The organism is Faecalibacterium sp. I4-1-79, assembly GCF_023347235.1.
Lineage (GTDB): Bacteria > Bacillota > Clostridia > Oscillospirales > Ruminococcaceae > Faecalibacterium > Faecalibacterium tardum.
Genome location: NZ_CP094467.1, coordinates 1,932,464 through 1,958,195, shown reverse-complemented (window position 1 = coordinate 1,958,195; position 25,732 = coordinate 1,932,464). Strand labels below are relative to the sequence as shown.

The 25,732-nt window shown below is 58.9% G+C and carries 26 protein-coding genes and 2 other RNA genes; 20 read left to right on the top strand and 8 right to left on the bottom strand.

All coding sequences use genetic code 11. The annotated features are described in order from the left end of the window. Positions 1 to 52 precede the first annotated feature (52 nt). From MTP36_RS09740 to MTP36_RS09730, 3 genes are read right to left on the bottom strand one after another with little or no spacing between them, the layout of a single operon-like run. On the bottom strand, positions 53 to 913 hold the full coding sequence (locus MTP36_RS09740; protein WP_249248873.1) for a bifunctional 5,10-methylenetetrahydrofolate dehydrogenase/5,10-methenyltetrahydrofolate cyclohydrolase: 861 nt from the start codon (positions 911 to 913) through the stop codon (positions 53 to 55). A gap of 22 nt (positions 914 to 935) precedes the next feature. After that, positions 936 to 1,565 carry a cyclodeaminase/cyclohydrolase family protein gene (locus MTP36_RS09735; protein ID WP_442900185.1) on the bottom strand — a complete coding sequence of 210 codons (630 nt, stop codon included), beginning with the start codon at positions 1,563 to 1,565 and terminating at the stop codon, positions 936 to 938. Then, positions 1,562 to 2,134: a 5-formyltetrahydrofolate cyclo-ligase gene (locus tag MTP36_RS09730; RefSeq protein WP_249248868.1), complete on the bottom strand. Its 573-nt coding sequence runs from the start codon at positions 2,132 to 2,134 to the stop codon at positions 1,562 to 1,564. The genes MTP36_RS09735 and MTP36_RS09730 overlap by 4 nt, the downstream gene beginning before the upstream one ends. A 230-nt stretch (positions 2,135 to 2,364) precedes the next feature. Here MTP36_RS09730 and glyA point away from each other — a divergent pair, with 230 nt between their 5' ends. Together glyA and MTP36_RS09720 are read left to right on the top strand one after the other, a co-directional pair. After that, positions 2,365 to 3,618, top strand: coding sequence for a serine hydroxymethyltransferase (gene glyA / locus MTP36_RS09725; RefSeq protein WP_249248866.1), 1,254 nt, complete (start codon positions 2,365 to 2,367; stop codon positions 3,616 to 3,618). Positions 3,619 to 3,707: 89 nt separating this feature from the next. Beyond that, the gene (locus MTP36_RS09720) at positions 3,708 to 4,223 is read left to right on the top strand and encodes a cob(I)yrinic acid a,c-diamide adenosyltransferase (protein ID WP_249248864.1); all 516 of its coding nucleotides are present in this window, start codon (positions 3,708 to 3,710) and stop codon (positions 4,221 to 4,223) included. Positions 4,224 to 4,276: 53 nt separating this feature from the next. Here MTP36_RS09720 and MTP36_RS09715 read toward each other — a convergent pair whose 3' ends face one another. The 3 genes from MTP36_RS09715 to MTP36_RS09705 are packed head-to-tail and all read right to left on the bottom strand — an operon-like array spanning position 4,277 to position 8,511. Continuing rightward, the gene (locus MTP36_RS09715; RefSeq protein WP_249248847.1) at positions 4,277 to 6,766 is read right to left on the bottom strand and encodes an ATP-dependent DNA helicase; all 2,490 of its coding nucleotides are present in this window, start codon (positions 6,764 to 6,766) and stop codon (positions 4,277 to 4,279) included. Positions 6,767 to 6,793: 27 nt separating this feature from the next. Further along, entirely contained in the window at positions 6,794 to 7,879 is a 1,086-nt protein-coding gene (locus MTP36_RS09710) for a hypothetical protein (RefSeq protein ID WP_249248818.1), read from the bottom strand. 59 nt (positions 7,880 to 7,938) lie between these two features. Beyond that, positions 7,939 to 8,511 (bottom strand): uracil-DNA glycosylase, encoded by a 573-nt coding sequence (locus MTP36_RS09705; RefSeq protein ID WP_249248817.1) that lies wholly within the window; start codon positions 8,509 to 8,511, stop codon positions 7,939 to 7,941. A 141-nt stretch (positions 8,512 to 8,652) separates the two neighbouring features. Here MTP36_RS09705 and MTP36_RS09700 point away from each other — a divergent pair, with 141 nt between their 5' ends. The 9 genes from MTP36_RS09700 (at position 8,653) to ssrA (ending at position 14,684) form a co-directional block, all read left to right on the top strand. Next, entirely contained in the window at positions 8,653 to 8,859 is a 207-nt protein-coding gene (locus MTP36_RS09700; protein WP_249248809.1) for a DUF4160 domain-containing protein, read from the top strand. Between the two features lie 98 nt (positions 8,860 to 8,957). Next, positions 8,958 to 9,215, top strand: coding sequence for a DUF2442 domain-containing protein (locus tag MTP36_RS09695; RefSeq protein WP_055184763.1), 258 nt, complete (start codon positions 8,958 to 8,960; stop codon positions 9,213 to 9,215). A gap of 250 nt (positions 9,216 to 9,465) precedes the next feature. Continuing rightward, positions 9,466 to 10,491 (top strand): phosphate acetyltransferase, encoded by a 1,026-nt coding sequence (gene pta / locus MTP36_RS09690; RefSeq protein ID WP_055184761.1) that lies wholly within the window; start codon positions 9,466 to 9,468, stop codon positions 10,489 to 10,491. A 143-nt stretch (positions 10,492 to 10,634) separates the two neighbouring features. Beyond that, an RNA gene (gene ffs, locus MTP36_RS09685) (signal recognition particle sRNA small type) lies at positions 10,635 to 10,733 on the top strand. A gap of 90 nt (positions 10,734 to 10,823) precedes the next feature. Continuing rightward, complete coding sequence (gene dnaX / locus MTP36_RS09680; RefSeq protein ID WP_249248800.1) at positions 10,824 to 12,689, top strand: DNA polymerase III subunit gamma/tau; 1,866 nt, start codon at positions 10,824 to 10,826, stop codon at positions 12,687 to 12,689. Between the two features lie 30 nt (positions 12,690 to 12,719). Then, entirely contained in the window at positions 12,720 to 13,058 is a 339-nt protein-coding gene (locus tag MTP36_RS09675; RefSeq protein WP_015538350.1) for a YbaB/EbfC family nucleoid-associated protein, read from the top strand. Between the two features lie 19 nt (positions 13,059 to 13,077). Beyond that, complete coding sequence (recR, locus tag MTP36_RS09670; RefSeq protein WP_249248795.1) at positions 13,078 to 13,677, top strand: recombination mediator RecR; 600 nt, start codon at positions 13,078 to 13,080, stop codon at positions 13,675 to 13,677. Positions 13,678 to 13,778: 101 nt separating this feature from the next. Further along, positions 13,779 to 14,261, top strand: a complete 483-nt coding sequence (gene smpB / locus MTP36_RS09665) for an SsrA-binding protein SmpB (RefSeq protein WP_005926732.1) — start codon at positions 13,779 to 13,781, stop codon at positions 14,259 to 14,261. Positions 14,262 to 14,333: 72 nt separating this feature from the next. Further along, positions 14,334 to 14,684: a transfer-messenger RNA gene (gene ssrA / locus MTP36_RS09660) on the top strand. Between the two features lie 60 nt (positions 14,685 to 14,744). Here the strand turns inward: ssrA and MTP36_RS09655 are convergent. Next, a complete protein-coding gene (locus tag MTP36_RS09655) occupies positions 14,745 to 15,851 on the bottom strand; it encodes an IS3 family transposase (RefSeq protein ID WP_249248783.1) in 1,107 nt (368 codons plus the stop codon). A gap of 137 nt (positions 15,852 to 15,988) precedes the next feature. Between MTP36_RS09655 and MTP36_RS09650 the strand changes: the two genes are divergently transcribed. Both MTP36_RS09650 and MTP36_RS09645 read left to right on the top strand, forming a co-directional pair. Then, entirely contained in the window at positions 15,989 to 16,348 is a 360-nt protein-coding gene (locus tag MTP36_RS09650; RefSeq protein ID WP_217210267.1) for a type II toxin-antitoxin system RelE/ParE family toxin, read from the top strand. Further along, complete coding sequence (locus MTP36_RS09645) at positions 16,345 to 16,632, top strand: helix-turn-helix domain-containing protein (protein ID WP_097770331.1); 288 nt, start codon at positions 16,345 to 16,347, stop codon at positions 16,630 to 16,632. The genes MTP36_RS09650 and MTP36_RS09645 overlap by 4 nt, the downstream gene beginning before the upstream one ends. A gap of 172 nt (positions 16,633 to 16,804) precedes the next feature. Here MTP36_RS09645 and MTP36_RS09640 read toward each other — a convergent pair whose 3' ends face one another. Then, complete coding sequence (locus tag MTP36_RS09640) at positions 16,805 to 17,347, bottom strand: DUF1836 domain-containing protein (RefSeq protein ID WP_249248781.1); 543 nt, start codon at positions 17,345 to 17,347, stop codon at positions 16,805 to 16,807. 256 nt (positions 17,348 to 17,603) lie between these two features. Between MTP36_RS09640 and MTP36_RS09635 the strand changes: the two genes are divergently transcribed. From MTP36_RS09635 to MTP36_RS09605, 7 genes are all read left to right on the top strand, one after another. After that, on the top strand, positions 17,604 to 18,452 hold the full coding sequence (locus MTP36_RS09635) for a DegV family protein (RefSeq protein ID WP_249248779.1): 849 nt from the start codon (positions 17,604 to 17,606) through the stop codon (positions 18,450 to 18,452). A 174-nt stretch (positions 18,453 to 18,626) separates the two neighbouring features. Beyond that, positions 18,627 to 20,168, top strand: a complete 1,542-nt coding sequence (cls, locus tag MTP36_RS09630; protein ID WP_249248778.1) for a cardiolipin synthase — start codon at positions 18,627 to 18,629, stop codon at positions 20,166 to 20,168. 92 nt (positions 20,169 to 20,260) lie between these two features. Beyond that, the gene (locus tag MTP36_RS09625) at positions 20,261 to 21,289 is read left to right on the top strand and encodes a hypothetical protein (RefSeq protein ID WP_249248776.1); all 1,029 of its coding nucleotides are present in this window, start codon (positions 20,261 to 20,263) and stop codon (positions 21,287 to 21,289) included. Positions 21,290 to 21,759: 470 nt separating this feature from the next. Further along, on the top strand, positions 21,760 to 22,602 hold the full coding sequence (locus tag MTP36_RS09620) for a transporter substrate-binding domain-containing protein (RefSeq protein ID WP_249248766.1): 843 nt from the start codon (positions 21,760 to 21,762) through the stop codon (positions 22,600 to 22,602). A gap of 44 nt (positions 22,603 to 22,646) precedes the next feature. After that, positions 22,647 to 23,294 (top strand): amino acid ABC transporter permease, encoded by a 648-nt coding sequence (locus MTP36_RS09615; protein ID WP_249254420.1) that lies wholly within the window; start codon positions 22,647 to 22,649, stop codon positions 23,292 to 23,294. A 15-nt stretch (positions 23,295 to 23,309) separates the two neighbouring features. After that, positions 23,310 to 24,092 (top strand): amino acid ABC transporter ATP-binding protein, encoded by a 783-nt coding sequence (locus MTP36_RS09610; protein ID WP_249248764.1) that lies wholly within the window; start codon positions 23,310 to 23,312, stop codon positions 24,090 to 24,092. Between the two features lie 190 nt (positions 24,093 to 24,282). Continuing rightward, on the top strand, positions 24,283 to 25,644 hold the full coding sequence (locus tag MTP36_RS09605) for an MATE family efflux transporter (RefSeq protein ID WP_249248754.1): 1,362 nt from the start codon (positions 24,283 to 24,285) through the stop codon (positions 25,642 to 25,644). The last annotated feature ends 88 nt before the right edge of the window (positions 25,645 to 25,732 follow it).

Genomic DNA, 25,732 nt, shown 5'->3' with positions numbered 1-25,732 from the left:
GCCCGGAAAGTCTGCGGACTTTCCGGGCTTGCTCTATCTTAAAATAATTTTTTTAGCATTCCACCCCTGCCTTTTTGCACGCCGCCTGCACCACATGCCCTACCAGCACCGAGGTGGTCACGGTGCCCACGCCGCCGGGCACGGGGGTGATGGCGTCCACCACCGGCTCTGCGGCGGCAAACTGCACGTCACCGCAGAGTTTGCCCTCCTCGTTTACATGGATGCCCACGTCCACGACCGTCTGGCCTGCCCGCAGACAGTCTGCGCCCACAGCCGCCATTTTGCCCATGGCCACCACCACGATGTCGGCCTGCCTGCACACTTCCGGTAGGTTCCGGGTGCGGGAGTTGCACAGGGTCACGGTGGCATTTTCCCGGTCCAGCATCATAGCGGCGGGCTTGCCCACCACAAGGCTGCGGCCCACCACCACGGCACGCTTGCCGGAAAGGGGGACGTTGTAATACTTCAAAATTTCCATGCAGGCCTGCGCGGTGCAGGGGGCATAGCCCAAATCGGTATTCGTGAACACCCCAGCCAGCGAAGCGTCCGTAATGCCGTCAATGTCCTTTTCCGGGCGCAGAGCGGCGCGGATGGTGCGGTCGTCGAACTGCTTGGGCAGCGGGCGGAACAGCAGACAGCCGTGGATGCCGTCATCGGTGTTTACCTCGTCCAGTACCCGGAGCAGCTGCTCCTGCGTGGCATCGGCAGGCAGCACGAACTGCCGGACGGCGACACCCACCTTGCCGCAGCGGGTTATTACGCCCCGCTCGTAGGAGAGGTCGTCCTCCCGCTCGCCCACCCGCACCACGGCCAGCGTGGGGGTGATGCCTTTGGCTTTCAACTGCTCGCAAAGCGCCGCGTTGCGCTCGTTCATGGCGGCCACCACCGGCGCGCCCTTTAAAATCGTTGCCATATACTTTCCCTCATTTGTGATATTATTTATTGCGGAGTTTTCCGCTGACGGCGGTGAATACTTCGTCTGCCCGGGGCACAAACTCTGCAAGCAATGCGTCTGCCCGGGCGTTCAGCGCGGCGGCGCGGGCGCGGTCTGCCATCAGTTTTGTATTGATGAATACATTCAGGCTTGCGGCTTGCAGGGCGGCCTTGCACAGCACGGCGGCACACCCTGCGTCCGACACCGCCAGCACGCTGCCCTTGGCGGCGTACTGTCCGGCCAGCGCGATGCCCTCGGCGCACTTTTCCATGATCTGCAGCGGCACGGCGCTTGCGCTGTCCAATGCGGCTTCCAGTATAGCGGCCTTGTGCGCGGCCTGCTCCGGGGTATCCTTGGGCAGGCCGTAGGCCACAGCCAGTGGCGCAAAGGCATCGGCATCGGCCTGTACCAGCGCTTCCAGCTCCAGCCGAAGGGCTTCAGCCCGGGCGTTCAGTGCCTGAATGTCCGCTTCCACGACGGCGTACTTCTTTTTGCCGGTGGTCAGACATCCCACCATGTTGCCCAGCGCCACACCGGCAGCGCCCACCAGCGCGGCCGTGCCGCCGCCGCCCGGCGTGGGCGCTTTGCTGGCAAGCTGTGCCAGAAACTGCGCGCAGCTTAGATCGTTCATTTCCATGTGTAGATACCCCTCTCTGTTACAAAGGCGTCCAGCCGCTGGTCGTGGGCGTCCACGGCGGCGCGGGGGACGCGCTGAGCTTCCAATGCGATGCCGATCTTCACCGCCCGGGTGCAGCGGGGCAGGTAGCGGTCGTAGTAGCCCTTGCCCATGCCCACCCGGCGGCAGTCTGCGTCAAAGGCGGTGCAGGGCACCAGCACCAGATCCAGCCGCTCCGGCTGCAAAAGGGTAGAGCGCTCCGGCACCGGCGTGCGGATGCCGTATTGTCCCACCGCCCAGCCGTCCGCGCCCGGCACGGCTGCGGTAAGGGAAAAGCCCTCGCCGCACACCGGATAGGCCACCGTCTTGCCCTGCCGTGCGGCCTCGGCAGCCACGGCGGCAAGGTCGGCTTCGCCTCCAAAGGCTGCGTAGAGCAAAAGGGTATGGGCGGTGCGGTAGGCGTCCAGTTCCAGCACCCGGCGGCACAGCGCCGCATTGGCGGCGGCGCGCTGCGGTGCATCCAGCGCTTTGCGGGCGGCACGGCCTGCAGCGCGCTGCGCCTGCTTTTCCTCGGCAATGGTCATACAAAACACCTCGCTTCACCTGTGGGGGAAGAAACTTGAAAAATATACAAAATCGACAACGCATTTTTATACAAACATAATAAACACTTCAGACAAAAAAAGCAAGCCTTTTGGCGAAAAGAGGATTGAAGCCACTGCCGCTTTCTGCTATGATTATCTTACAGCAGCAAGCGCCGCGCGGGCGCTGCGCTGAGAGAACCTGCAACATTTTGTGGAGAGGGGCAAGGAAAATGTACAAGGATATGATGGACACCATCGGCATGGTCAATGCAGCCGACCCGGAACTGGGCGCAGCCATGGAGCGGGAGCTGACCCGTCAGCGCGAGAATATTGAGCTGATCGCCAGCGAGAACATCGTTTCGCCCGCCGTGATGGCAGCCATGGGCAGCGTGCTGACCAACAAGTACGCCGAGGGCCTGCCCGGCAAGCGCTACTACGGCGGCTGCGTCTATGTGGACGAGGTGGAGAATATTGCCATCCGGCGCGCCTGCCAGCTGTTCGGGGCAAAGTACGCTAACGTCCAGCCCCATTCCGGCGCACAGGCCAACCTTGCCGTGTATTTTGCCCTGCTGGAGCTGGGCGATACCGTCATGGGCATGGACCTTTCGCAGGGCGGTCACCTGACCCACGGTTCTCCGGTGAATATGTCCGGTAAAAACTACCACTTCATCTCCTACGGCGTCGGCGCAGACGGCGTTGTCGACTACGCTGAGCTGGAAAAGCAGGTGCGCAAGGTGCGCCCCAAGATGCTGGTGGCGGGCGCTTCTGCCTACCCCCGCGCCATCGACTTTGAAAAACTGGCCGAGATCGCCCACGGCTACGGCGCATACCTGATGGTGGATATGGCGCACATTGCCGGTCTGGTGGCGGGCGGTCAGCACCAGAGCCCCGTACCCTACGCCGATGTGGTGACCACCACCACCCACAAGACCCTGCGCGGACCTCGCGGTGGCCTGATTTTGACCAACAACCCCATCATTGCCAAGCGCATCAACTCGGCAGTGTTCCCCGGCACGCAGGGCGGCCCGCTGGAGCACGTGATTGCAGCCAAAGCCGTCTGCTTTGGCGAGGCACTGAAGCCGGAGTTCAAGGAATATGCCCGCAAGATCGTGGAAAATGCACAGGCGCTGGCTGCGGCCTTGCAGCAGCGTGGGGTCAAGCTGGTATCCGGCGGCACCGACAACCACCTGATGCTCATTGACCTGCGGGACGAGGAGTGCACTGGCAAGGACTTGGAGCAGCGTCTGGACAGCGTGCACATCACCGCCAACAAGAATACCGTCCCCGGCGAGACCCGCAGCCCCTTTGTGACCTCCGGCGTGCGTCTGGGCACCCCGGCTGTCACCACCCGCGGCATGGGCGCAGCCGAGATGCAGGTGATCGCGGACTGCATTGCAGACTGCATCTGGCACTATGAGGAAAAGAAGGACGAGATCAGCGACCGCGTCCTGCGCCTAACCCGGGAGTTCCCGCTGTACCAGTAAAAGCGAACCATAAATAACAAGGCATCCGCAGCCGTACTGCCAAGCACAGGGCTGCGGGTGCCTTTTGCTACAAAAAAAGGAGAAGGACGATGGAAAGCTTAGGCCTTTTGCATCTGTATTACGGCGACGGCAAGGGCAAGACCACAGCCGCCATGGGGCTTGCCCTGCGGGCACTGGGCAGCGGAAAACGGGTGATCATCGTGCAGTTTTTAAAGGGCGGGCAGAGCGGGGAAATCCCGCTGCTGGAGCGGCTGGGCGCCACCGTTTACCGGGGCAAGGTCGGGCAGAAATTCGTCTTTCAGATGAACGAAGCCGAAAAGGCCGCTACCCGCGCTTTGCAAAACAAAAACCTTGCGGCGGCGCTGGCGCAGCCCTGTGATATGCTGGTGCTGGACGAAGCCGGCAGCGCGTGGGAACTGGACATGGTGGATAAAGCCCTGTTGCAGCAGGCAGTGCTGCAACGCCCCGCTGGGCAGGAGTGTGTCCTGACCGCCCACGCAGCCCCCGGGTGGATGCTGGATGCCGCAGATTACCTCACAGAGATGTGCTGCCGTCGCCACCCCTACCAGAAGGGCATCGCTGCACGGAAGGGCGTGGAGTATTAAGGTTATAGCAAAAAGGAGTTGTTGCGCATGATGCAACAACTCCTTTTGCAGTTTCAGGTATCCCAGAACCCTTTCAGCGCCGTTTCCAGCGCGGCGGTACCGGGCAGATACTGGATGTGCTGCCAGTGCGGCGGGAACAGACGGGCGGTGTCGGGCTGCGCAAAGCGGTCGTCCAAAAGCAGTACCACACCCTTGTCCTGTGGGGTGCGTACCACCCGCCCGGCGGCTTGCAGAACCTTGTTCATGCCCGGGTAGCGGTAGGCGTAGTCAAAGCCGCAGCCGGACTGCTCCTCGTAATACCGGCGCAGCATCTCCTGCCGGGGATTCACCTGCGGCAGACCCACCCCCACGATGGCGCAGCCAATGAGCCGGTCGCCCACAAGGTCTACCCCCTCGCCAAAGATGCCGCCCATCACGGCAAAGCCCAACAGCGTATTGGCAGGGTGGGGGCCGAACTGCGCCAGAAACTCCGCGCGCCCGGCATCGTCCAAGCTGCGCTGCTGCACAAGGGTGGGAATGTCCGGCCAGCGGGCGGCAAACGCCTCGTACACCTGCTGCAAATAGGCGTAGCTGGGGAAAAACGCCAGATAATTGCCGGTCTTGCCCTTTGCCAGCGCCGCCAGCGCATCGGCTACGGCGGGCACACTGGCTTCCCGCTGGCGGTAGCGGGTGGAGATGCCCGGCAGGCAGAACAGCCCCAGATTTTCCGGCGGGAAGGGGCTTGGCAGCGCCACCGCCCGGGCATCGGCGCAGCCCAGTACGTTGCGGTAGAAAGCGGGCGGGGTCAAAGTGGCACTGAACAGCGCCGCGCTGCGCCCTGCCGCCAGACTGGCGTCCACAAAGGGCGCGGGGTCCAAGCAGAGCAGATGCAGCTCCAGCTCGCTGCCCCGGGCGGTAAGTTGGGTGACAAAATGGCTGTCGTACCGGTCAGCTGCGCGGGCGATATCCTGCAAGGCAAAGTATAACTCCAGCAACTGCGCATGGGCGGGGTCGTCAGGGTTCTGTTCCAGCCAGTCCTGCAAGGGAGTATGCACCGCCCGCAGAGCGGCGAGCAGGGCAGCAGGCAGCTGCTGCAAAAACACGGTGCCGTCCCGGGCGTACAGTGGCTGCGGTAAGGCGAAATCCGGGACGGTCTCGGCGGGCAGCAGGCTCACCTGCGTAGGCTCGGTCTCCCCGGCGGGCTCTGCACCTGTGCGGGGCGCAGCCTGTGCGCAGGCCTTGCGCGCCGCCAGAAAGACTTTATCCGCCTTGGTCAGTGCGGTTTTCAGGCTGCTTTTGCCCTTGCCCAGCGCCCGCTTTGCCTCGGTCAGGCTGCTTTTGGCAAACTGAGCCGAGTACATGGCGCGGGCTCTGTCCGGCAGATTGTGCGCCTCGTCAATGAGGAACAGCCAGTCCCCGGCGGCATCGAAAAAACGCTTGAGGTGCACCACCGGGTCAAACAGATAGTTGTAGTCCCCGATGACCACATCGCACCACTCGCTCAAGTCCAGTCCCAGCTCAAAGGGACACACCGAGAACTGCCGGGCGGTGTCTGCCAGCGCAGCGCGGCTGAAGCTGCCGCTGCCGTCCAGCAGAGCCGCCAGCGCGTCCTTGCGGCGGTCGTAGTAGCCGTTGGCAAAGGAACACACCTCCGGCAGGCAGGCGGGGTGCCCTTCGGCGTCCGGGTGCAGACATGCCTTTTCCTTGGCGGTCAGGGTCACGCTGCGCAGGGCAAGGCCGGGCTGTGCGGCACGCAGCCGCGCTACCGCGTCCTCGGCGGCGGCTTGGGTGGTGTTGCGGGCGGTCAGGTAGAACAGCTTTGCGCCGCAGCCCTCGCCCATGGCTTTTAAAGCAGGGAAGAGCGCGCTCATGGTCTTGCCGATGCCGGTGGGCGCCTGACAAAAAACGCGGGTGCCACCCTTGCGGTCGGCGCTTTTTCCGGCGCGGCAGGCGCGGTATACCTCGCCCGCCAGCGCCCGCTGCCCGGGACGGTACTCCGCAAAGGGAAATTGCAGCGCCGCAAGGCTCTGGCTGCGCCGGATGTCCCAGTCCAGCTGCCGCTGCGCCCACGGGGCATACTGCGTTAGGAGCTGCTGCAAAAACTGTTCCAATTGCTGCCGGGTGAACTGCCGGGTAAAGCGCAAAAGCTGGTCGGTGTCAACTTGGTAATAGGTCAGCCGCACCGCCAGCGCTTCCAGCCCCTGCTGGCTGCTGTAAATAGCGGCATACACCATGCCCTGCGCCCAGTGGCAGGGGTTCAGCTCCTCGGTGATCTCCTCATAGGGGACGGTAGTGGTCTTGATCTCGTCGATGGTCACAGTGCCGGTTTCGTTGGTGAAAATGCCGTCTGCCCGGCCCTCCAGCGTAAAGGCAATGCCGCAGGCTTCCCGCTCCGCGCTGAGGAATACCTCGGCCTGATAGCCCTCCCCGGCGGCCTTTTGCAGCTTGCGGTGGATGCGTGCGCCCTCGTTGGCGCGGTCGAAGCCGGCAAAGCGGCTGTCGATGCTGCCGGTGCGCAGCAAAAACTCCACCAGCTGCCGGATGGGCAGATGGATGCTTGCCAAGGCGTTTCACCTCCGTTGTAGTTTACGTTATCCTACCCCGAACAGCTCCATGCACTGGGCGGCTGCGGCATCCACCTGTGCAAAGTCCACGACGGTGCGGTAGTAGGTCTCCAGTTCATCATGGCAGCTTTTTGCCTGCGCCATCAGGGCACAGGCCTGTTCCAACAGCTCGGCGGCGGCGCGCTCGTTGAAACGCAGCCGTGCACGGCAGGCAGAAAGGTTCTCCCTATCCACAAAGCGGCTACACCGCACGGTCTGCGCCGCAGACAGCCGCACCGGATGCCAGCGGTTGTCGGTCAGGAACGCCAGCCGCAGGGAGGGGATGATAATGTGGTCAATCTTGTCCTCCGGGTGCATGGCGCAGGGGCAGGTGATGATGTGGTAGCCCCGCGCCAGCGCCTCGGCGCGGACGAGCTCCAGCAGCAGGCGGGAGACTGCCCCGTAGTCGTCCCGGAAGAGGATGCACCGGTCTGCCAGTGCCTGCACCGTGCCCTGATAGAACACCTCGCCCTTGGGCGTGATGGCCGAGAGCAGCCGCAGCTCTTCAGAGCCCATCTCCTCAGTGCGGGGCAACAGGCGGGTGCACAGCCGCTTGACGTAGCGTCGCACCTTCTCAAAGTTTGCGCTGCACGCCTCGGCGCGGCGGCTGTCCAGCAGCAGGCTGCCCGCCGAGGCCACATACCGCGCCGCCCGGCTGCGCAGCAGCTGGTTGCGGGCAAACAGGGCGGTCACCTCGTCCTTGTGGGGGTGCAGGGCATCGGCGTCAATGGTGTGGTACAAACTCAGCACCCGCTCGTCTGCGCCGGGGGCTTCCGGCTCCACCACATGGGGCGCGGTGGCGTCGATGATGGCGCGCTTCTGGCGCAGAAACACCACGCCATCCAGACTGTCGGGGTCGCTGGCGCAGTGGATGCGCTGGATGGGTTCGCCTTTGTCCTGTGCGGCGCGCGCCAGCCGCTTCATCAGGGTAGACTTGCCGCAGCCCGGCCCGCTTTTGAGCAGCACCAGCTGCATCCCGGGTTCCCGGCGCAGCGGCGCAAAGTAGCCCTTGAACCCGGCGGGCGTTGTAGCGCCCAAAAAGAAATCCACAGAAGGATGCACGGAACTTTCCATACAAAAACACCTCTCTTTTGCTTTACAGTATGCAAAAGCGGTGCGGTTGGTTCCTGTCCTTATTTATGATAGGTATGCTCGCACACGGCGGCAATGGTGTCCCGCAGCACGGTAAAATCCGCAAAGGCTTCGGGCTTGTTCTGGGGCTGGCGCAGCAGGGCGGCGGGGTGGAAGGTGCCCATGAACAAAATGCCGCCCTTATTTATGATCTGCCCGTGCTCCCGGGTAACAGAAAAATCCTGCCGGATCATCCGCTGGGCGGCAATGCGCCCAAGGCAGACCACGATCTTGGGCTGCAGCAGCCGGAACTGCTCCCGCAGCCACGGCATACAGGCTTCGCTCTCGGCGGGCAGCGGGTCACGGTTCTGGGGCGGGCGGCACTTGACGATGTTGGCAATATAGCAGTTTTTGCTGCGGTCAAGGTCGATGGCAAACAGGTATTTGTCCAGCAGCTGGCCGCTGCGCCCCACAAAGGGCAGACCCTGCTCGTCCTCGCTCTGGCCGGGACCCTCGCCCACAAACAGCACCTCGGCGTCCGGCGCGCCCTGCCCGAACACTACGTTCGTCCGGGTGGTGCACAGCTCGCATCGGGTACAGGCAAGGCATTCGGCCTTTAAAGTATCCATATCCATGGAGAACATCTCCTTTAAAATCAGATTGGCGGTTTATTTGCAAATTACAACATTGTAAACTATAACACAGATTCAAGAGCACGGCAAATACCCAAAAGAGATTATCTTGGTTTCTTGAAAAAAACACCTGCGTATGATAAAATGAGCTTGAAGAAGGGTGTGGGTAAAATGCCGGTATTAAGCATATTTTATGGCATCATCGTCAGAATGTACCGAGAGCAGGGTGGAAAACACAATATGCCGCATATCCATGCGGAATATTCCGGGGAAGAGATCGTGATGACGCTGGATGGGACGATCTTGGAAGGCGGCTTTCCGAAAAACAAGCTGAAGCTGCTGGAAGCGTGAGTGGTAATACACCACGATGATCTGGAAGCGAATTGGAAGCTGTTGAGCAATGGTGAGCAGTTCTTCCGTATTGACCCTTTGAAATAAGGAGTGATCTTATGTTGCAGCCAAAATTGACCAAGGTGGAGACCATAAGCCCCTTGAAGCTTCGCCTGTTCTATGAAACGGGTGAGGTGAAGCTCTTTGATGTTGCGCCCTATGCAACGGGTCCGTGGTACGGACAGCTGAAAGACGAAAGCTATTTCAATGCGGTGCAGCTGCTGCCCGGCGGCGTGGGTATCGAATGGCCGGAGGGACAGGACGTTGCGCCCCACGAGCTGTATGAGAACAGCATCCTCGTAAAGAAAACTGCATGATGGAGCATCTGCCCATAGAGCCTGTGAATGACACGGGTTCTTTTTTATATTTGCAGAGGAAAATATCCCTTAAAACCAGTATGATATTTTATTCACAAATCAAATGGCGGTTTCTCCCCTAAAATATAGCACAAAAACACAATTTTGTCTTGAACTTTTTGCCGTCTGTGCTAGAATAAAGAAGAAAGGCATCCTTGTGTCCAACAGACACGGGAGCAAATTTTGGAAAGCATTTTCGGAGGTAATCACAATGGCTGATATGTTTGCACCGCTGGTAGCACAGCTGAAGGCAAATCCCAAGACGATCGTGTTCACCGAGGGCAATGACCCCCGCATTCTGGAGGCCGCAAGCAAGCTGCTGGCCGAGGGCGTGCTGAAGGTTGTTATGGTGGGCAACGAGGCAGAGTGCAAGGCTGCTGCCGCCGCCGGTAACTTTGATATTTCCGCTGCCGAGATCATCGACCCGGAGAACTACGCCGGTTTCGATGAGATGGTCAGCACCATGGTGGAGCTGCGCAAGGGCAAGCAGTCCGCAGAGGAGTGCACCGCACTGCTGAAGAAGTCCAACTACTTCGGCACCATGCTGGTGAAGATGGGCAAGGCAGACTGCCTGCTGGGCGGCGCTACCTACTCCACCGCCGACACCATCCGTCCCGCTCTGCAGCTGGTCAAGACCAAGAAGGGCGCACATCTGGTGAGCTCCTGCTTTATTCTGGACCGCGACTGCGGCGAAGAGGGTCTGAAGCGCATTGCTATGGGCGACTGCGCTGTCAACATTGATTACACCGATACCGTCGATAAGGCTACCGGCGAGGTCAAGATCTCTGCTGCTTCCAAGCTGGCAGAGGTGGCTGTGGAGACTGCCCGCACCGCAAAGCTGTTCGGCATCGACCCGAAGGTGGCCGTGCTGAGCTTCTCCACCAAGGGCTCCGGCAAGGGCGGCACCGTGGCACTGAGCCACGACGCTACCATCAAGGCACAGGAGATGGATCCCGAGCTGGCTGTGGACGGCGAGCTGCAGTTTGACGCAGCCGTTGCTCCCGAGGTGGCACAGGTCAAGTGCAAGGGCAGCAAGGTGGCTGGTCAGGCCAACACCTTCATCTTCCCCTGCATCGAGGCCGGCAACATCGGCTATAAGATCGCACAGCGTCTGGGCGGCTACGCTGCCTACGGCCCCATTCTGCAGGGTCTGAACGCACCCATCAACGACCTGTCCCGCGGCTGCAACGCAGACGAGGTGTACAAGATGAGCCTGATCACCGCTTGCCAGTCCTAAACAGTTTTAGCACAAAAAGGAGAAGCCTTCGGGCTTCTCCTTTTTGTTTTGCCCCTCTTGCAATCCGGCGGGGTTTATGGTACAATATCTTAGCATCCACAAGGATGTGTCGGACAGCGCCTGCTGCGTGGTTCGGCATACGGATGCGGGTCCTGTACGATGGGCTCGCTGTGAACCAGGTCAGGTGGGGAACCAAGCAGCCTTAAGCAGTGCGTTCGTGCGTTTCAGTAAGCCTGCATCCGTATGCCGAGTTACGCAAGGCGGGGACAAAACCCCGTCGAGCGCTGTCCTTTTATTTTTGCCGCAAAGGCCGGGAAAGGGGAGACATCGCCGTGTATCGTGCACTTTACCGCAAATGGAGACCCCAGCGGTTTGAGGATGTGGTGGGTCAGCGTGCCATCGTGACTGCCCTGAAAAACCAGATCACCGCAGGGCGCGTAGGCCATGCGTATCTGTTTACCGGCGTGCGCGGCACCGGCAAGACCACCTGCGCCAAAATTTTTGCCAAGGCGGTCAACTGTCTGCACCCGGAGGGTGGCGACCCCTGCGGGAAATGCGAGATCTGCAAGGGCATCGACAACGGCAGTCTGCTGGACGTGGTGGAGATGGACGCAGCCTCCAACAACGGTGTGGACGATATCCGCGACCTGCGGGACGAGACTGCCTACACCCCCAGCGCCTGCCAGTATAAGGTGTATATCATCGACGAGGTGCACATGCTGTCCACAGCGGCTTTCAATGCGCTGCTGAAAACACTGGAAGAGCCCCCCGCACACGTCATTTTTATTCTGGCGACCACCGAGATCCAGAAAGTGCCCGCCACCATCCTCTCCCGCTGCCAGCGGTACGATTTTACCCGCATCGGGCCGGAGGATATCGCACGGCGGGTGGAGTATATCGCCGGGGAGGAAAAGCTGGAGCTGACCTCCGATGGCGCGGAGCTGATCGCCCGTCTGGCAGATGGTGCGCTGCGCGATGCGCTGTCCATTCTGGACACCTGCGCCGGTGTCACGGCAAAGATCGATGCGGACGTGGTGCGCCGTATGGCTGGCGTGACCGACCGCAGCTACCTGTTCCACATCTCGGACGCGCTGGAAGCACAGGACGCTGCCGCGGCGCTGGCACAGCTGGCGCAGCTGCGGCAGCAGTCGGTGGACGTGAAGCGCCTGACCGAGGAGCTGATCGCCCACTACCGTGCCCTGATGCTGGCGGCGCTGCCCGGCGGGCAGGCGCTGCTGTCCGGCGTTTCGCCGGAGGAAGAGGCGCTGTACCTGCAAAAAGGCCCGGAGCTGGGCCAGCGGGAGGCCATCCGCGCCATCCGCACCCTTGGCACGGCGCTGGAGCACATGACCCGCGGCAGCGACCAGCGCATTGAACTGGAGCTGGCATTGTTCAGCCTGTCCGAGCCGCCGCAGCAGTTGCAGGCGGTAACGGTGCAGGCAGCCCCCGCCCGCGCGGCACAGCCGGAAGCGCCCCGCCCCTTTGCGGCGGCGGTGCAGCCCTTTGTAAGCGCCCCGGCGCAGCCCGCACCGGCAGCCGCACCCCAGACCCCGGCAGTTGCGGCAGAGCCTGCTCCTGTCGTGCAGGAAATACCTCCGCAACCCGCCGCGCCGGAAGCCCCGCCCGCACCTGTGGACGAACTGCCGCCTGTGCCGGAGGAACCGCCGGTGCAGCAGAGCGAAGCCGCTCTGCCGTGGGACGAGCCCGCCCCGCAGGCACCGCCGCCGGACGAGCCGGAGCAGACCGCCCCTGCAGAACCTGCGCAGCCGGTTCCCGCAGCAGAGAAGCCGCCTGCCCCGGCACAGGAGCACCCCGCCGACCCCGTGCTGACCAAGCCTCGCAGCGTGGCGCAGCAGGGCACGAACCCCTTTCCGTACTGGGGACAGGTCGTGCAGAAGCTGGAAGGCATCGACCCCATGCTGTATATGTATCTGCGCAAGTCCAAGGCTTACTTTGACGGCACCCGCGTGCTGATCGACGGCGGCAAGACCTTCCGGGATTTTATCCGGGTGAACAAGGACAGCCAGAAACTGATCAAAAAGCTGATCGCCGAGGTATCCGGTGTGCCGGTGCCCATCGGCCCCTACGAGCCCAAGGCTGCCGAAAAGACCGCTTCCAATGCGGAGCAGTCCCTTTTAGCGCTGGAAAAGCTCGGGCTGGAGGTCAGCATTGAGGATACCGCCCGCAAAAAGCGATAAAAATTGTTTATAATAAAGGAGAATACCACTATGAAAGCAAGAATGCCCGCAGGCTACGGCCGCCCCGATATGAACGCCCTGATGCGTCAGGCTCAGAAGATGCAGGAGGACATGAAGAGCAAGCAGGCCGAGTTGGAAGCCGCTGAGTACACCGGCAGCGCCGCCGGTGAGATGGTGACCGTGAAGATGAACGGCAAGCATGAGGTGCTGTCTATCACCATCAAGCCCGAGGCCGTGGACCCGGATGATATCGAGATGCTGGAAGACATGGTGGCTGCTGCCATCAACGCCACTGTAAAGCAGGTGGACGAGACTGCCGAAGCCGAGATGGGCAAGCTGACCGGCGGCCTGAACATTCCGGGTCTCTGAGCCGGGAAGGGGAGATACCATGGATTACACTGCCGCACCGCTGGAAAAGCTGATCGAGGAGTTCGGCAAGTTTCAGGGCGTGGGCCGCAAGGGTGCTACCCGCATGGCCTATCAGGTGCTGAGTATGTCGGATAAGGATGCTGCGGCGCTGGCCGATGCCATCCGTGGTGCACACACCCGGCTGCATCGGTGCCGCATCTGCCAGAACTACACGGACGCTGACCTGTGCCCGGTGTGCGCCAGCGCCAAGCGGGACACCTCAGTGATCTGCGTGGTGGAAAAGCCCCGGGACGTGCAGGCCTTTGAGCGCACCCGGGAGTATAACGGCCTGTACCATGTGCTGCACGGCCTGCTGGATCCGCTGGCCGGTGTGGGTGCAGAGCAGCTGACCGTCAAGGAGCTGCTGGCGCGGCTGAAGGGCGATACGGTGAAGGAGGTCATCATGGCCATGAACCCCACCGTGGAGGGCGAAGCCACCGCCATGTATCTGGCAAAGCTCATCAAGCCGCTGGGCATCCGGGTCACCCGGCTTGCCTCCGGTCTGCCGGTGGGCGCCAGCTTGGAATATGCCGACGAGACCACCCTGTACCGGGCACTTTCCGGCCGGGGAGAGCTGTAAACTCGTAAAAATTTACAATTCTGTCAGAAACAGCCCTTGCATTACCGCAAAAAAATGGTATACTGAAACAACAAACGGAACGGAGAAAGGAGGCGCGCAGCATGGCACCCACAAAGGAGCGCCCGGCGACCAAGAGCATCGCCACCAACCGCGAAGCGCGCCACGAGTATTTTGTTCTGGAAGCGCTGGAGACCGGTGTGGAGCTCAAAGGCACTGAGGTGAAAAGCCTGCGGGCCGGCGGGGTCAATCTGAAGGACAGCTGGGTAGATATTGAAAATGGCGAGCTGCTGGTAAAGGGAATGCACATCAGCCCCTACGACCACGGTAACCTGTTCAATCAGGATCCCATGCGTGTCCGGCGGCTTCTGGCGCACAAAAGTGAGATCCGGCGTCTGCACCAGCAGTGCAAGCTGCAGGGCTATACGCTGGTGCCGCTCTCGCTTTATTTTAAGCATGGCCGCGTAAAAATGGAAGTGGGCTTGTGCAAGGGCAAAAAGCTATACGACAAGCGTGCCGATGCCGCCCAGCGCGATGCAAAGCGCTCCATTGACCGGGCTGTGAAGTCCAACGGCAAGTACTATTAAGCATTCCAATTGCAGACTGCGGCTCACCGCAGAAAACCAAGCTTTCCGCACATCGCAAGATGTGCTTTATAAGGGGGCGTAAAGGTTTCGACGGGGGGAGCGAGGTCTGGGCAGCGGGTAGCAGTGGGGGAACTGCTCTATAACTCCTCCAAAAAAATTAACTGACAACAATAATTATCAGTTGCTCGCAGCCTGAGTGCTGCGCGTTCCGCCCACTCTTGTGTCGTGTGGGGTCGGGGCGTCCTTTAGACACAGCACCTGAACGGACCTAAGCTTTGCGGACCGGCAGGAACTCATGAAGCTACCAAAGCGCTAGCCTGACGATCGGCGTGGCGCGGCGGGAATGTTGTAGATCGCCTGCACCCGGAGATACCTACACTGAGCTCTTTTCGGACATGGGTTCGACTCCCATCGCCTCCACCAACTGAAAGGGCGAGGGTATTTGGTACTGTTATTTTCGGACAGTATCGGATACTCTCGCCTTTATTTTTGTTGCTGATATGATTCTTCAAATTGATTTGGGGTTTGCTGCTTAAGACATTCATGCGGTCGGTAATCGTTATAAAAATCAATATATTCTGATAGATTTTCCTCTAATTCGGAGACAGTTTCATAAAAATGAAATTTGAACTGTTCTTTTTTAAGCGAAGCAAAGAAAGATTCCGCCACAGCATTATCAAGTGGATTGCCTATATCGGAAAAGGATTGGTGTACATTAAAGTCAAGAAGTAGTTGACGAAAGCTGAATGCGGTATACTGCGCGCCTTGGTCACTATGAAATGTTAACCCTTGCGGATGGTTCCGATTTTGATAGGCCAATTTGAATGTGTGGATCGTGAGTTCTGCATCGGCGAATTCGGCAACGGCGTGTGAAACGACTTTTCGAGAAAATAGGTCGATGATAACACAGATATATGCGATAGAAGTGTTTACCTTAACATAGGTGATGTCACTGACCCAAATGCTGTTTGGCTTTTCAACGGTAAAATTTTGCTTTACGAGATTGGGACGATAAGTATAGTGCCGCTGAAAAGTAGCATTCTCTGGAAGTGCTTGTTTACGTTTTAATCCGTGCTCTTTCATGAGCCGCACAATACGTTTTGTGCTAACAGTATAGCCTTGCTCCATCAATTTTGCGCGAATCTTTTTTGCACCGAAACGGTAATCGCTTTTCTGGAAGATGATAGTGATTTTTTCTTTCAAAAGTGTATCTTCTACATCTAGTTGCTTTTCAATCAGTGCACTTTTCTGTCTATTTATGTAAGTGGATTTTGAAAGATTCAGCAAACGGCAAAGTGTGTAGAAGCTGTATTCTGACTTTAAGGCATCAATAATTTGCACCTTGTTGTCTATGGACAAATCAAGAGCAGCTAGAGATTTTTGATAGATGGAATTTTCATTTTCCAAGGTTGCAACATGGCGTTGAAGCGTTGCAAGATCGCGTTTAGAAATGTTTGAAACTTTTGCTTCTTCGCTCCATTGGTATAAGATACTGCGAGAAATATGGAACTGGGCACAGAGATCAGCGGTACTTGTGCCACTGTTGTATAGCTGGACAACCTTATTCCGAAAATCGGCAGAGTAGGTCATAATATTCTCCTTTATAGTCTAAAATGCCATTATTATCCCATAAAGGAGATAAGATGTAAAGAGATGGTCTTGACAATAGAGGATATATCCGCTATACTGTATATGAGATAAATCCACTATTCAAAGGGAGTGCAGCCGTGCAGGAATATGAAATTGAATTCTACGATAAAGCCGATGGCTCCGAGCCAGCCAAAGAGTTTATCCTAAGTCTGGATAAGAAAATGCAAGCCAAAGTTTTGCGTACCGTTGCGTTGCTCCGTGAGGAGGGACCATTTTTAAGGGAACCGTATTCCAAAGCACTGGATGATGGGATTTTTGAAATTCGTACCAAGTTTGGGTCGGATATTACCCGCGTGCTGTATTTCTTCGTGGTTGGTAAAAAGGTGATCCTCACAAATGGATTTATCAAAAAGACCCAGAAAACACCTGCTTCAGAGATCACACTGGCAAAACAATATCGCGCAGATTATCTTGCCCGAAAGGAGAATTCCAAATGACAAACTTCAACGATTTTTTGAATGAGCAGATGAAAGACCCTGAATTCAAGGCCGAATGGGACGCACTTGACCCGGAATTTTCTGTGATTGAAGCCATGCTCAAGGCCCGCAAAGAAAGCGGTTTGACCCAGAAGCAACTTTCGGAGCGCACGGGTATTGCACAGACCGACATCAGCAAACTGGAACGCGGCAATGCAAACCCATCTCTTCGTACCTTGCAGCGGCTTGCTGCCGGGATGGGAATGAAGGTTAAAATTGAATTTGTTCCTGCATCTGCAAAATGATTTAGTGATGGGATGCGTTTCGGTAAAATAGAAAGCACAATAGTGACGCTATGCAGCGATATTTTCAAGCACGCGTTCGTCCGGCGTTGCAGTCCGTCCACCAGAAAAAAGCCACCTGAAAACGTAAGTTTTCGGGTGGTTTTTGCTATATCTGCTATTTCGTGCTGTACGGTTATGCCAGATCCGGCAAGATGTCCGACCACAGTGCCTGCTCCTGCCGCAAGGCATCAAAGCAGCAGTCCAGATATATTTTGTTGACCGCTGCAAAAATGGTGCTGCGCAGCAGCAGACGCTCGTCGTTGAGCGTAGTCTCCGGCTGGGTTGCCTTGCCGCCGAACACCACAGAAAGACTGGCCTCCAGTTCCTCGCAGAAGATATCGTAGGCTGTCCCGGCGGAGCAGTGCTCCCGCTGCATTTTGAACAAAGTGTCGATGTTTTCGATCGAGAGCACGGTCTTGGAAACTGCAATGTACATCAGGGATGCGATCTGATCTCGGGTGTATTTCTTGCGGATGGGGTGGTCTATCACCCCTTTTTTGACGTAGTTACTCACCATAGACGGGGTCAGCTCCACGCCGCAGAAGCTGCGGAAGTAGCCGTTGACGAACTGCACCGTCTGGTCCAGATACAGCCCTACCGAGGGGAGATCGTTGTACCGGGGCAGGGCAAAGCCCGCAGCACATGCCGCAACGCGGAGTTTGGTTTCAGCTTTCATAGTATCTTGTTCCGTTCGTGCTCCTGCACTTTTTGCAAGCAGGAACATTGTTTTGTGCAAAGGCAGGGCAATTGCTTTCCGCAAAAGCACTTCTGCCTGTGAAATAGTATACCGCATTTTGGAAAATTGGTCAACGGCCTGCGAAAACTTTGTAAAAGAATTTGAAAAAACAGTTGACAGGTTTTTGAAAAACTGCTATGATGGTCACGGACAAAGGAATGACTGCGGCGTGCGCCGCTTGAAAATGGAGAAAAATATGAAAAGCAAAATCGTTGTAGATTCCTCTGCAAATGTGTACGAGCTCCCCGATGTAGGGTTTGCCTGTGTGCCGCTGAAGATCCTGACCGACGAGCAGGAGTATGTGGATACCGCAGAAGTGGACGCCCCCGCGCTGGCTCAGATGATGCGCACCTATAAGGGCCGCACCAGCACCTCCTGCCCCAACATCTCGGACTGGCTCACCGCCTACGAGGGCGCAGACGAGGTGTATGTTGTAACCATTACCGGCACGCTGTCCGGCGCTTACAACGCCGCGCTGCTGGCGGGCGAGGAATACGAGCAGAGCCACGAGGGCGCGCGGGTCTTTGTGCTGGACAGCCTGTCCACCGGTGCGGAGTCCCGGCTGCTGGTGGAGCGTCTGGCGGCGCTGATCAAGGCCGACAAGCCCTTTGATACCGTATGTGAGGAGATCCGGGCGTACCATGAGCACACTCATCTGCTGTTTGCGCTGGAATCTCTGGCAAACCTTGCCCGCAATGGCCGCGTGAAGCCCGCTGTGGCTGCTGTGGCGCGGATGCTGGGCATCCGGGTCATCGGGCAGGCCAGCGATGCCGGTGATCTGGAGGTTCTGTGCAAGACCCGCGGTGAGCACGGCGCACTGGAGCGCATAGTGCTGGAAATGAAGGCGCACGGCCTGACCAATGGCCGGGTGCATATCGACCACTGCTGCAACGCTGCCGCTGCGGAGCGGCTGAAGCACATGGTCCATGCCGTGTTCCCGGAGGCCAAGGTGGAGGTGGGCACCTGCGGCGCGCTGTGCAGCTACTATGCGGAGTACGGCGGCCTGATGGTGGGCTACGAGGATAACGAAGCACCCACCGTTTGAACGGAAAATATGATACTGTGATTTCGATTCACCGGGGCATCTGCGGACGCTCCGGTGAATTTTTTATGCGGAATAATTCCGGTGCACCCGACACCAAAAACTTGCAAAGGGTGAAAAACCGCGTTATACTTACCTGTATTATAGAGGTAAGGAAACACGGGAAGGGGAGATGGTATGTTGTTCCGGTTGCCGATCGTCAAGTTTTTCAACCGCATCCTCAACCGCATCACGGTCACGGTGGTGCTGGTAGCGCTGCAGCTTGCATGGCTGGCGTGGGTGTTTTTTGCCCTCACCACCGGTACGGCGCGGGTGTGGGTCACAGGGGTGCTCAACGGACTGAGCCTGCTCATCATTCTGTATCTGGTGCGCAAGGACGAAAACAGCGCCTATAAGGTGGGCTGGATCGCCCTCATCGGGCTGCTGCCGCTGCTGGGCGGGGCACTGTATCTGGCCTTTGGCAACAAGCGCCCCTCCCGCCGTCTGCGCAGTAAAATGCAGGCGGTGGAGCAGGCGCACCGGGCAGATCGCGCCCAGCAGCCCGGGCAGACTGCCGGACTGTACGATGAAAACCGGGGCGTGAGCCGCTATCTGACCCAATACGGCTGCTATCCCGCATGGCAGAACACTACCGCCCGGTATTTCTCCTGCGGCGAAGCCATGTATCCGGCACTGCTGGCCGACCTTGAAAAGGCAGAAAAGAGCATCTTTCTGGAGTTTTTCATCGTCAGTCAGGGCAGGATGTGGCAGGGCGTGGAGGATATTCTGCGGCGCAAAGCGGCACAAGGGGTGGACGTGCGGCTGATCTACGACGACTTCGGCAGCCTGCTGGGTCTGCCCAAGGACTTTGTGGTGCGCATGGAGCGGGCGCATATCCGCTGCATCCCCTTTAACCCGGTGGTGCCGCTGCTCTCGTTGGTGATGAACCACCGCGACCACCGCAAGATCGTGGTGATAGACGGTAAGGTGGCCTACACCGGCGGCATCAATCTGGCGGATGAATATATCAATGAGATCACCCGCTTCGGCTACTGGAAGGATGCGGGCTTGCGTATCGAGGGCGCTGCGGCGTGGAACTTTACCGTGATGTTTCTGGATTTCTGGAACGCCTTCCGTCCCTTTGAGCAGGATTACAGCGCCTTCCGTCCGCAGCTTGCGGTGCTGCCCGCCAGCGATGGGGTGGTGCAGCCCTACGCGGACAGCCCGCTGGACGAAGAGCCGGTGGCAGAAACGGTCTATCTGGATATTCTGGCACAATCACAGCAATACGTTTATTTTTATACGCCTTATCTCGCCATCGGCGAGGAAATGCTGGACGCGCTGCGCAACGCCGCCAAGCGCGGGGTGGATGTGCGGCTGGTGCTGCCGGGCATCCCGGACAAAAAGCTGGTGTTCCGGCTGAGCCGCTCGTACTATCTGCCCCTGCTGCGGGCGGGGGTGCGCATCTACGAGTACACCCCGGGTTTCCTCCACGCCAAGTGCTGCGTCAGCGATGACCGCGCGGCGGTGGTGGGTAGCATCAATATGGATTACCGCAGTATGTTCCTACACTTCGAGTGCGGGGTGCTGCTGCTGCAAAACAGTCAGGTGCTGGCTTTGCGGGACGATGTGCGCCGCACCCTGCCCCAGTGCCGGGAGGTGCAGTGCGCGGACTGCCGCACCGGGCTGGCCGGTACGGTACTGGACAGCGTGCTGCGGTTGCTCAGTCCTTTAATGTGAGCATCTGCTCATAAAATCCCGCGCGGCGGGGTACACTAGCTCCAAAGCCTGCGTTAGCAATGCAGGCACGGAAAGGGAGCGTATGTGACGATATGAAACAGGCATCGCGTTGGTTTTTGTGCTGCACGCTGGCGGCAGCACTGGCATTGACCGGCTGCGGCGGGGGAAGCTCCGGCAGCAGCTCCGGCTCTATGAGCGGCAGCACCTCTGCGGGCGGTAGCGCGGCGCAAAGCGCGGCGTGGCGCACCGGACTGGGCGTTCTGACCGAAGCGACAGGTACAGACCGTGCGGGCAATATCCGCACCGTGGCGGCTGCCGTGCTGCTGGATGCGGACGGCAAGCTGGCCGAGGTGACGTTGGACGAACTGGAGCTTTCGGTCAGTGCGGATGGCACCGGAAAGGTGACCACCCCCACCGACACCCGCACCAAGCGCCAGAAGGGCAAGGACTACCCGCTGGCAGAGGTGTCCGGCCTGAAAAAAGGCTGGGCAGAGCAGGCCGATGCCTTTGGTGACTGGCTTGAGGGCAAGACCCCGGACGAGGTAAAAAAACTGAAAACGGATGCGGACGGCAAGCCCACGGACGCAGACCTTCTCTCCGGCTGCACTATTGCGGTGGACCGCTACCGGGATGCCATCGTCCGCGCCTGCGAGAATGCGCAGGTGCTGGGCGCTGCCCGGGGTGATACGGTCAGGCTGGGCGTAGAGGTGGACGAAATGCCGCAGGGGCTTGTGGGCACCGATGACAAGGACGCACAGGTGCAGGCTAAAATCACGCTGGCAGTGGTGACCATGGACGAGAATGCCCGGGTGACCAGCGCCATCGGGGATATGACCGAGCCGGAGCTGACCGTCAGCGCGGACGGCACGGTATCTGCCCCGCGTGAGCCGGTCTACACCAAAAACGAACTGGGTGACCGTTACGGGATGCGCAGTGCAAGCGCCCTAGGCAAGGAGTGGTACGAGCACAGCGCAGGCTGGTGTAGCTACCTGAAGGGCAAAAATGCCGTGGAGATCGGCAAACTTTCCACAGACGGCACAGACGCCGACCTGAAGGCGCTGTGCACCATCTCAGTCACCGACCTGCAAAAGGCGGTGCTGAAGGCCATGGCGGAGCAATAATCATAAAACAGGATGTCCCTCTGCACAAAAAGTGCGGGGGGATTTTTTATGGATACCCCCTCAGACGCTAACGCGCCAGATTCCCCCTTTTGTCACCTGCGGTGACATCTTCCCCCGGCCGGGGGAAGTCTTTCCTCAAGGGGACGCCTTATGGAGGTACCGCAAAGTTTCTCGCTACCGCGAAAAGCCGTCCCCTTGGGGAAGGTGGCTGCGAACGCAGTGAGCAGACGGAAGGGGTATTTGCAACTGTCCTCTCAGGCGCAAAGCCGGAAGGGGTATGCACACTTTCCCACAAAAAGCGGGCTTACGGGCGGGGCAAAGCAGTGCATTGTGCAAAAAATAAAGGTTTCCTCTTGCAAAAAGGTGGCAAACGCGCTATTCTATAACCACAGTTTACCGCTTTAGCATGGTAAAATGGTAAATCGAGAGGGAAGCGGGACGCAGAACGTCCCCTATGGGAGGAAAAAGATATGAAACTCAAGCGTATTGCAAGTGCATTTCTGGCCGGTGCTCTGGCACTGAGCCTTGCAGCCTGCGGCGGCAGTGCATCCACCTCTGCGGCGGCATCTGCTTCCGGCAGTGCAGCCGGTTCGGCTTCTGCCGCAACGGGCAGCGATCTGGACTACATCAAGGGCAAGGGCAAAATGGTCATCGGCTACACCGTGTACGAGCCCATGAACTACACCGATGCCGACGGCAACTTTACCGGCTTTGATACCGAGCTTGCCACTGCTGTGTGCGCAAAGTTGGGCGTGGAGCCGGAGTTTGTGGAGATCAACTGGGACACCAAGGTGGTGGAGCTGGACGCCAAGAGCATCGACTGCATCTGGAACGGCATGACCCTGACCGAGGATATCATGGCCAACACCGCTACCACCAAGGCCTACGCCAAGAATGCACAGGTCGTGGTGGTAAAGGAGGGCACCGCCTACACCTCCACCGCCGACCTTGCCGGTAAAACCGTGGTGGCCGAGGCTGGTTCTGCCGGTGAAGCCGCCATTCAGGGTGATGAAAACCTTGCCAAGGCCGATTATGTTTCCAAGAGCGTGCAGACCGACTGCCTGATGGAAGTGGCTGCCGGTACGGCAGACGCCGCTGTGCTGGATCTGACCCTTGCCAACGCCATGATCGGGGAAGGCACCGACTACGCCGGTCTGAAGATCGTGGACGAGCTGAACGCCGAGGAGTACGGCGTGGCTTTCCGCAAGGGCAGCGATGCCGCCGCCGCAGTGGATGCCGCCTTTGACGCGTTAAAGGCCGACGGCACCATGCAGGCACTGGCCGAGAAGTACGAGCTGGCGCTGGCCGACTGAGCCGGGCGTAAAACAAAACGATAGATGGGTGTGTTTTTGTGTCTGTGATCCTTGGGCGCCTTTCCGGCGCATTCCTGCTCAACTGTGAGCTGTTTGCCCTTACGCTGCTGTTTGCGCTGCCGCTGGGGCTGGTGGTGGCCTTTGGTTCCATGAGCCGGTGCAGGCTGCTGTCCGGTGCGGTAAAGACCTTTGTCTGGGTCATCCGCGGTACGCCGCTGATGCTGCAGATCATCGTCATTTATCTTGGCCCCGGTCTGCTGGGCATGAATAACCCGTGGCCCTCCGGCTCCGGCGGGCGCATGGTGGCGGCGGTGGTGGCCTTTGCCATCAACTACGCCTGCTATTTTTCCGAGATCTACCGCGGCGGCATCGAGGCTGTGCCCAAAGGCCAGACCGAAGCCGGGCAGGTGCTGGGCATGACCCGCACGCAGATCTTTTTCAAGGTCACCCTTTTGCAGGTGGTCAAGCGCATTCTGCCGCCCATGGGCAACGAGATCATCACCCTTGTCAAGGATACCTCACTGGCGAATGCCATCGCCAACAAGGAGATCATCATGATGGCCAAGGAGTACAGCGCAAAGGGTCTGATCTGGCCGCTGTTCTCCACGGCGCTGTTCTTCCTTGTGTTCGTAGGCGCGCTCACCCTGCTGTTCAACTGGGCTGAAAAGAAGCTGGATTATTTCCGCTGCTGAGGAGGTTTTTAAAATATGGCATTACTGGAAGCCTCCGGCATTGGCAAAAATTTCGGAGATACAAAGGTCTTAAAGGATATTTCTCTTACTTTGGAGCAGGGCGAGGCGCTGGCCATCATCGGCTCGTCCGGCTCCGGCAAGACCACCCTGCTGCGCTGCCTGAACTTTCTGGAGCGGCCGGACACCGGCTGCATCCGGGTGAACGGCGAGACCATGTGGGACGCCGCCGACCCCGCCACCCAGCGGGAAAGCGAGATCCGCAAAAAGCGGCTGCACTTCGGGCTGGTGTTCCAGAACTTCAACCTCTTCCCGCAGTATACCGCCTTGCAGAACGTGATGCTGGCAGGGGAGCTGCTGGCAAAGGAGCGCCTGGACTACCGCGCCAACAAAAAGGCGGTGCACGCTCAGCTGGAACAGCAGGCGCGGGAACTGCTGGCGCAGATGGGGCTTTCGGAGCGGGCAGACCACTACCCGCACCAGCTTTCCGGCGGGCAGCAGCAGCGGGTAGCCATTGCCCGGGCGCTGGCGCTGCACCCGGACATCCTCTGCTTCGACGAGCCCACCAGCGCCCTTGACCCGGAACTGACCGGCGAAGTGCTGCGGGTGCTGCGGGAACTGGCCGACCGCAAGACCACCATGATCATCGTGACCCACGAGATGCACTTTGCCCGGGATGTGGCCGACCGCATCCTGTTTATGGACGGCGGCGTGGTGGTGGAAGAAGGCCCTGCAAAGCAGCTGATCGACCACCCACGCGAACAGCGCACCCGGCAGTTCTTGGCACACTACGCGGAATGAGCAAAATCACCAATTCTTTACGCAAAAAAATGGAAATGTTGATGCAAACCAAGTCTTGTAAAACCGGCGCTGCTCCGCTATAATACCATTCATGAATCCTTACAACGTCCTGCCGCTTTTCCGGCAGGGCGTTTTTCACGGCAAAAATGCGAACATCCATCTTTTTTGTGTGGGCAGGAGGTATATTTCCATGACCAAAGATATGACGCAGGGCAGCCCGCTGAAGCTGCTGCTTGCCTTTGCTGTGCCGCTGATGCTGGGCAGTCTGTTCCAGCAGTTCTACAATCTGGCCGATACCATCATTGTGGGCCGGTTTGTGGGCGTGGAAGCGCTGGCGGCGGTAGGCAGCGTGGGTGGCCTGAACTATCTGGTGCTGGGCTTTGTCAACGGCATTGCCTGCGGCTTTTCCATTCCCATCTCATGGACCTTCGGTGCCCACGACCACCACGAGATGCGCCGCTACACCGCCAATACCGTGTGGCTGTCCATCGCCTTTGCCACGGTGCTCACCATTGTTACGGTGGCTATGACCCGGCTGGTGCTGGTGTGGACGAACACCCCGACCGATATCATCGACCTTGCGGATATCTATATCCGCACCATTTTTGCAGGCATCCCCTTCACTCTGCTTTATAATGTGACCAGCGCCCTGATGCGTGCACTGGGCGACAGCAAGCGCCCGCTGTATTTCCTGCTAGTGGCCAGCGTGCTGAACATCGGGCTGGATCTTGCCTGCATCATCCTGTTCAACATGGGCGTGTTCGGCGCCGCCTTTGCCACCGTGTTTAGTCAGGCTGTGGCGGGCATTGGCAGCCTTATTTACATCATGCGCCACTACCCGGAGCTGCGCTGGAGCAGGGAAGAGGGCCGCATCAGCGCACCGCACTGCGCAAAGCTTTGCGCCATGGGTCTCCCCATGGGTCTTCAGTGCAGCATTACCGCCATTGGCAGCGTGGTGCTGCAGGGCGCGGTGAACGGTCTGGGCAGCGATATCGTGGCCGCGCAGACCGCCGGCGGCAAGGCTGCGCAGTTCCTCAGCGTGCCGCTGGAGAGCATCGGCACCGCCATGACAACCTACACCAGCCAGAATATGGGCGCAAAAGACCTTGGCCGCGTGAACCGCGGCGTGAACACCGCACTGGGCATCGGCTGCGTGTACAGTGTGGCTTCCTTCCTCATCCTGCGCGTGCTGGACAAGCCCCTGATCGGCCTGTTTCTGGACGCAGGCGAGACCGCCATTATGGCCAATGCGCAGGACTTCATCTTCTGGAACAGTGTATTCTACATCCCGCTGGCAGTGCTTATCATCTACCGCTACACCATTCAGGGTCTGGGGCACTCCGGCCTTGCCATGTTTGCTGGTGTGGCTGAAATGATCGCCCGCGCCATGGTGGGCTTCTGGTTCGTGCCGCTGTGGGGCTACTTTGCCGCCTGCATCGCAAGCCCGGTGGCATGGTTCTTTGCCTGCTTCTTCCTGATCCCGGCCTATTTTGTGGTGTTCCGTAAACTGCAAAAGGAAAAGCAGCAGGAAGCCGCCGCAAAGGCGCAGTAAGGGTTCATAAAAAGTGCTTTTTCTTTTCGCCCTTTCATGCTATAATAACAAGTAAATACGGCTTTGCCGTAACAGGGCAGGGCAGGGA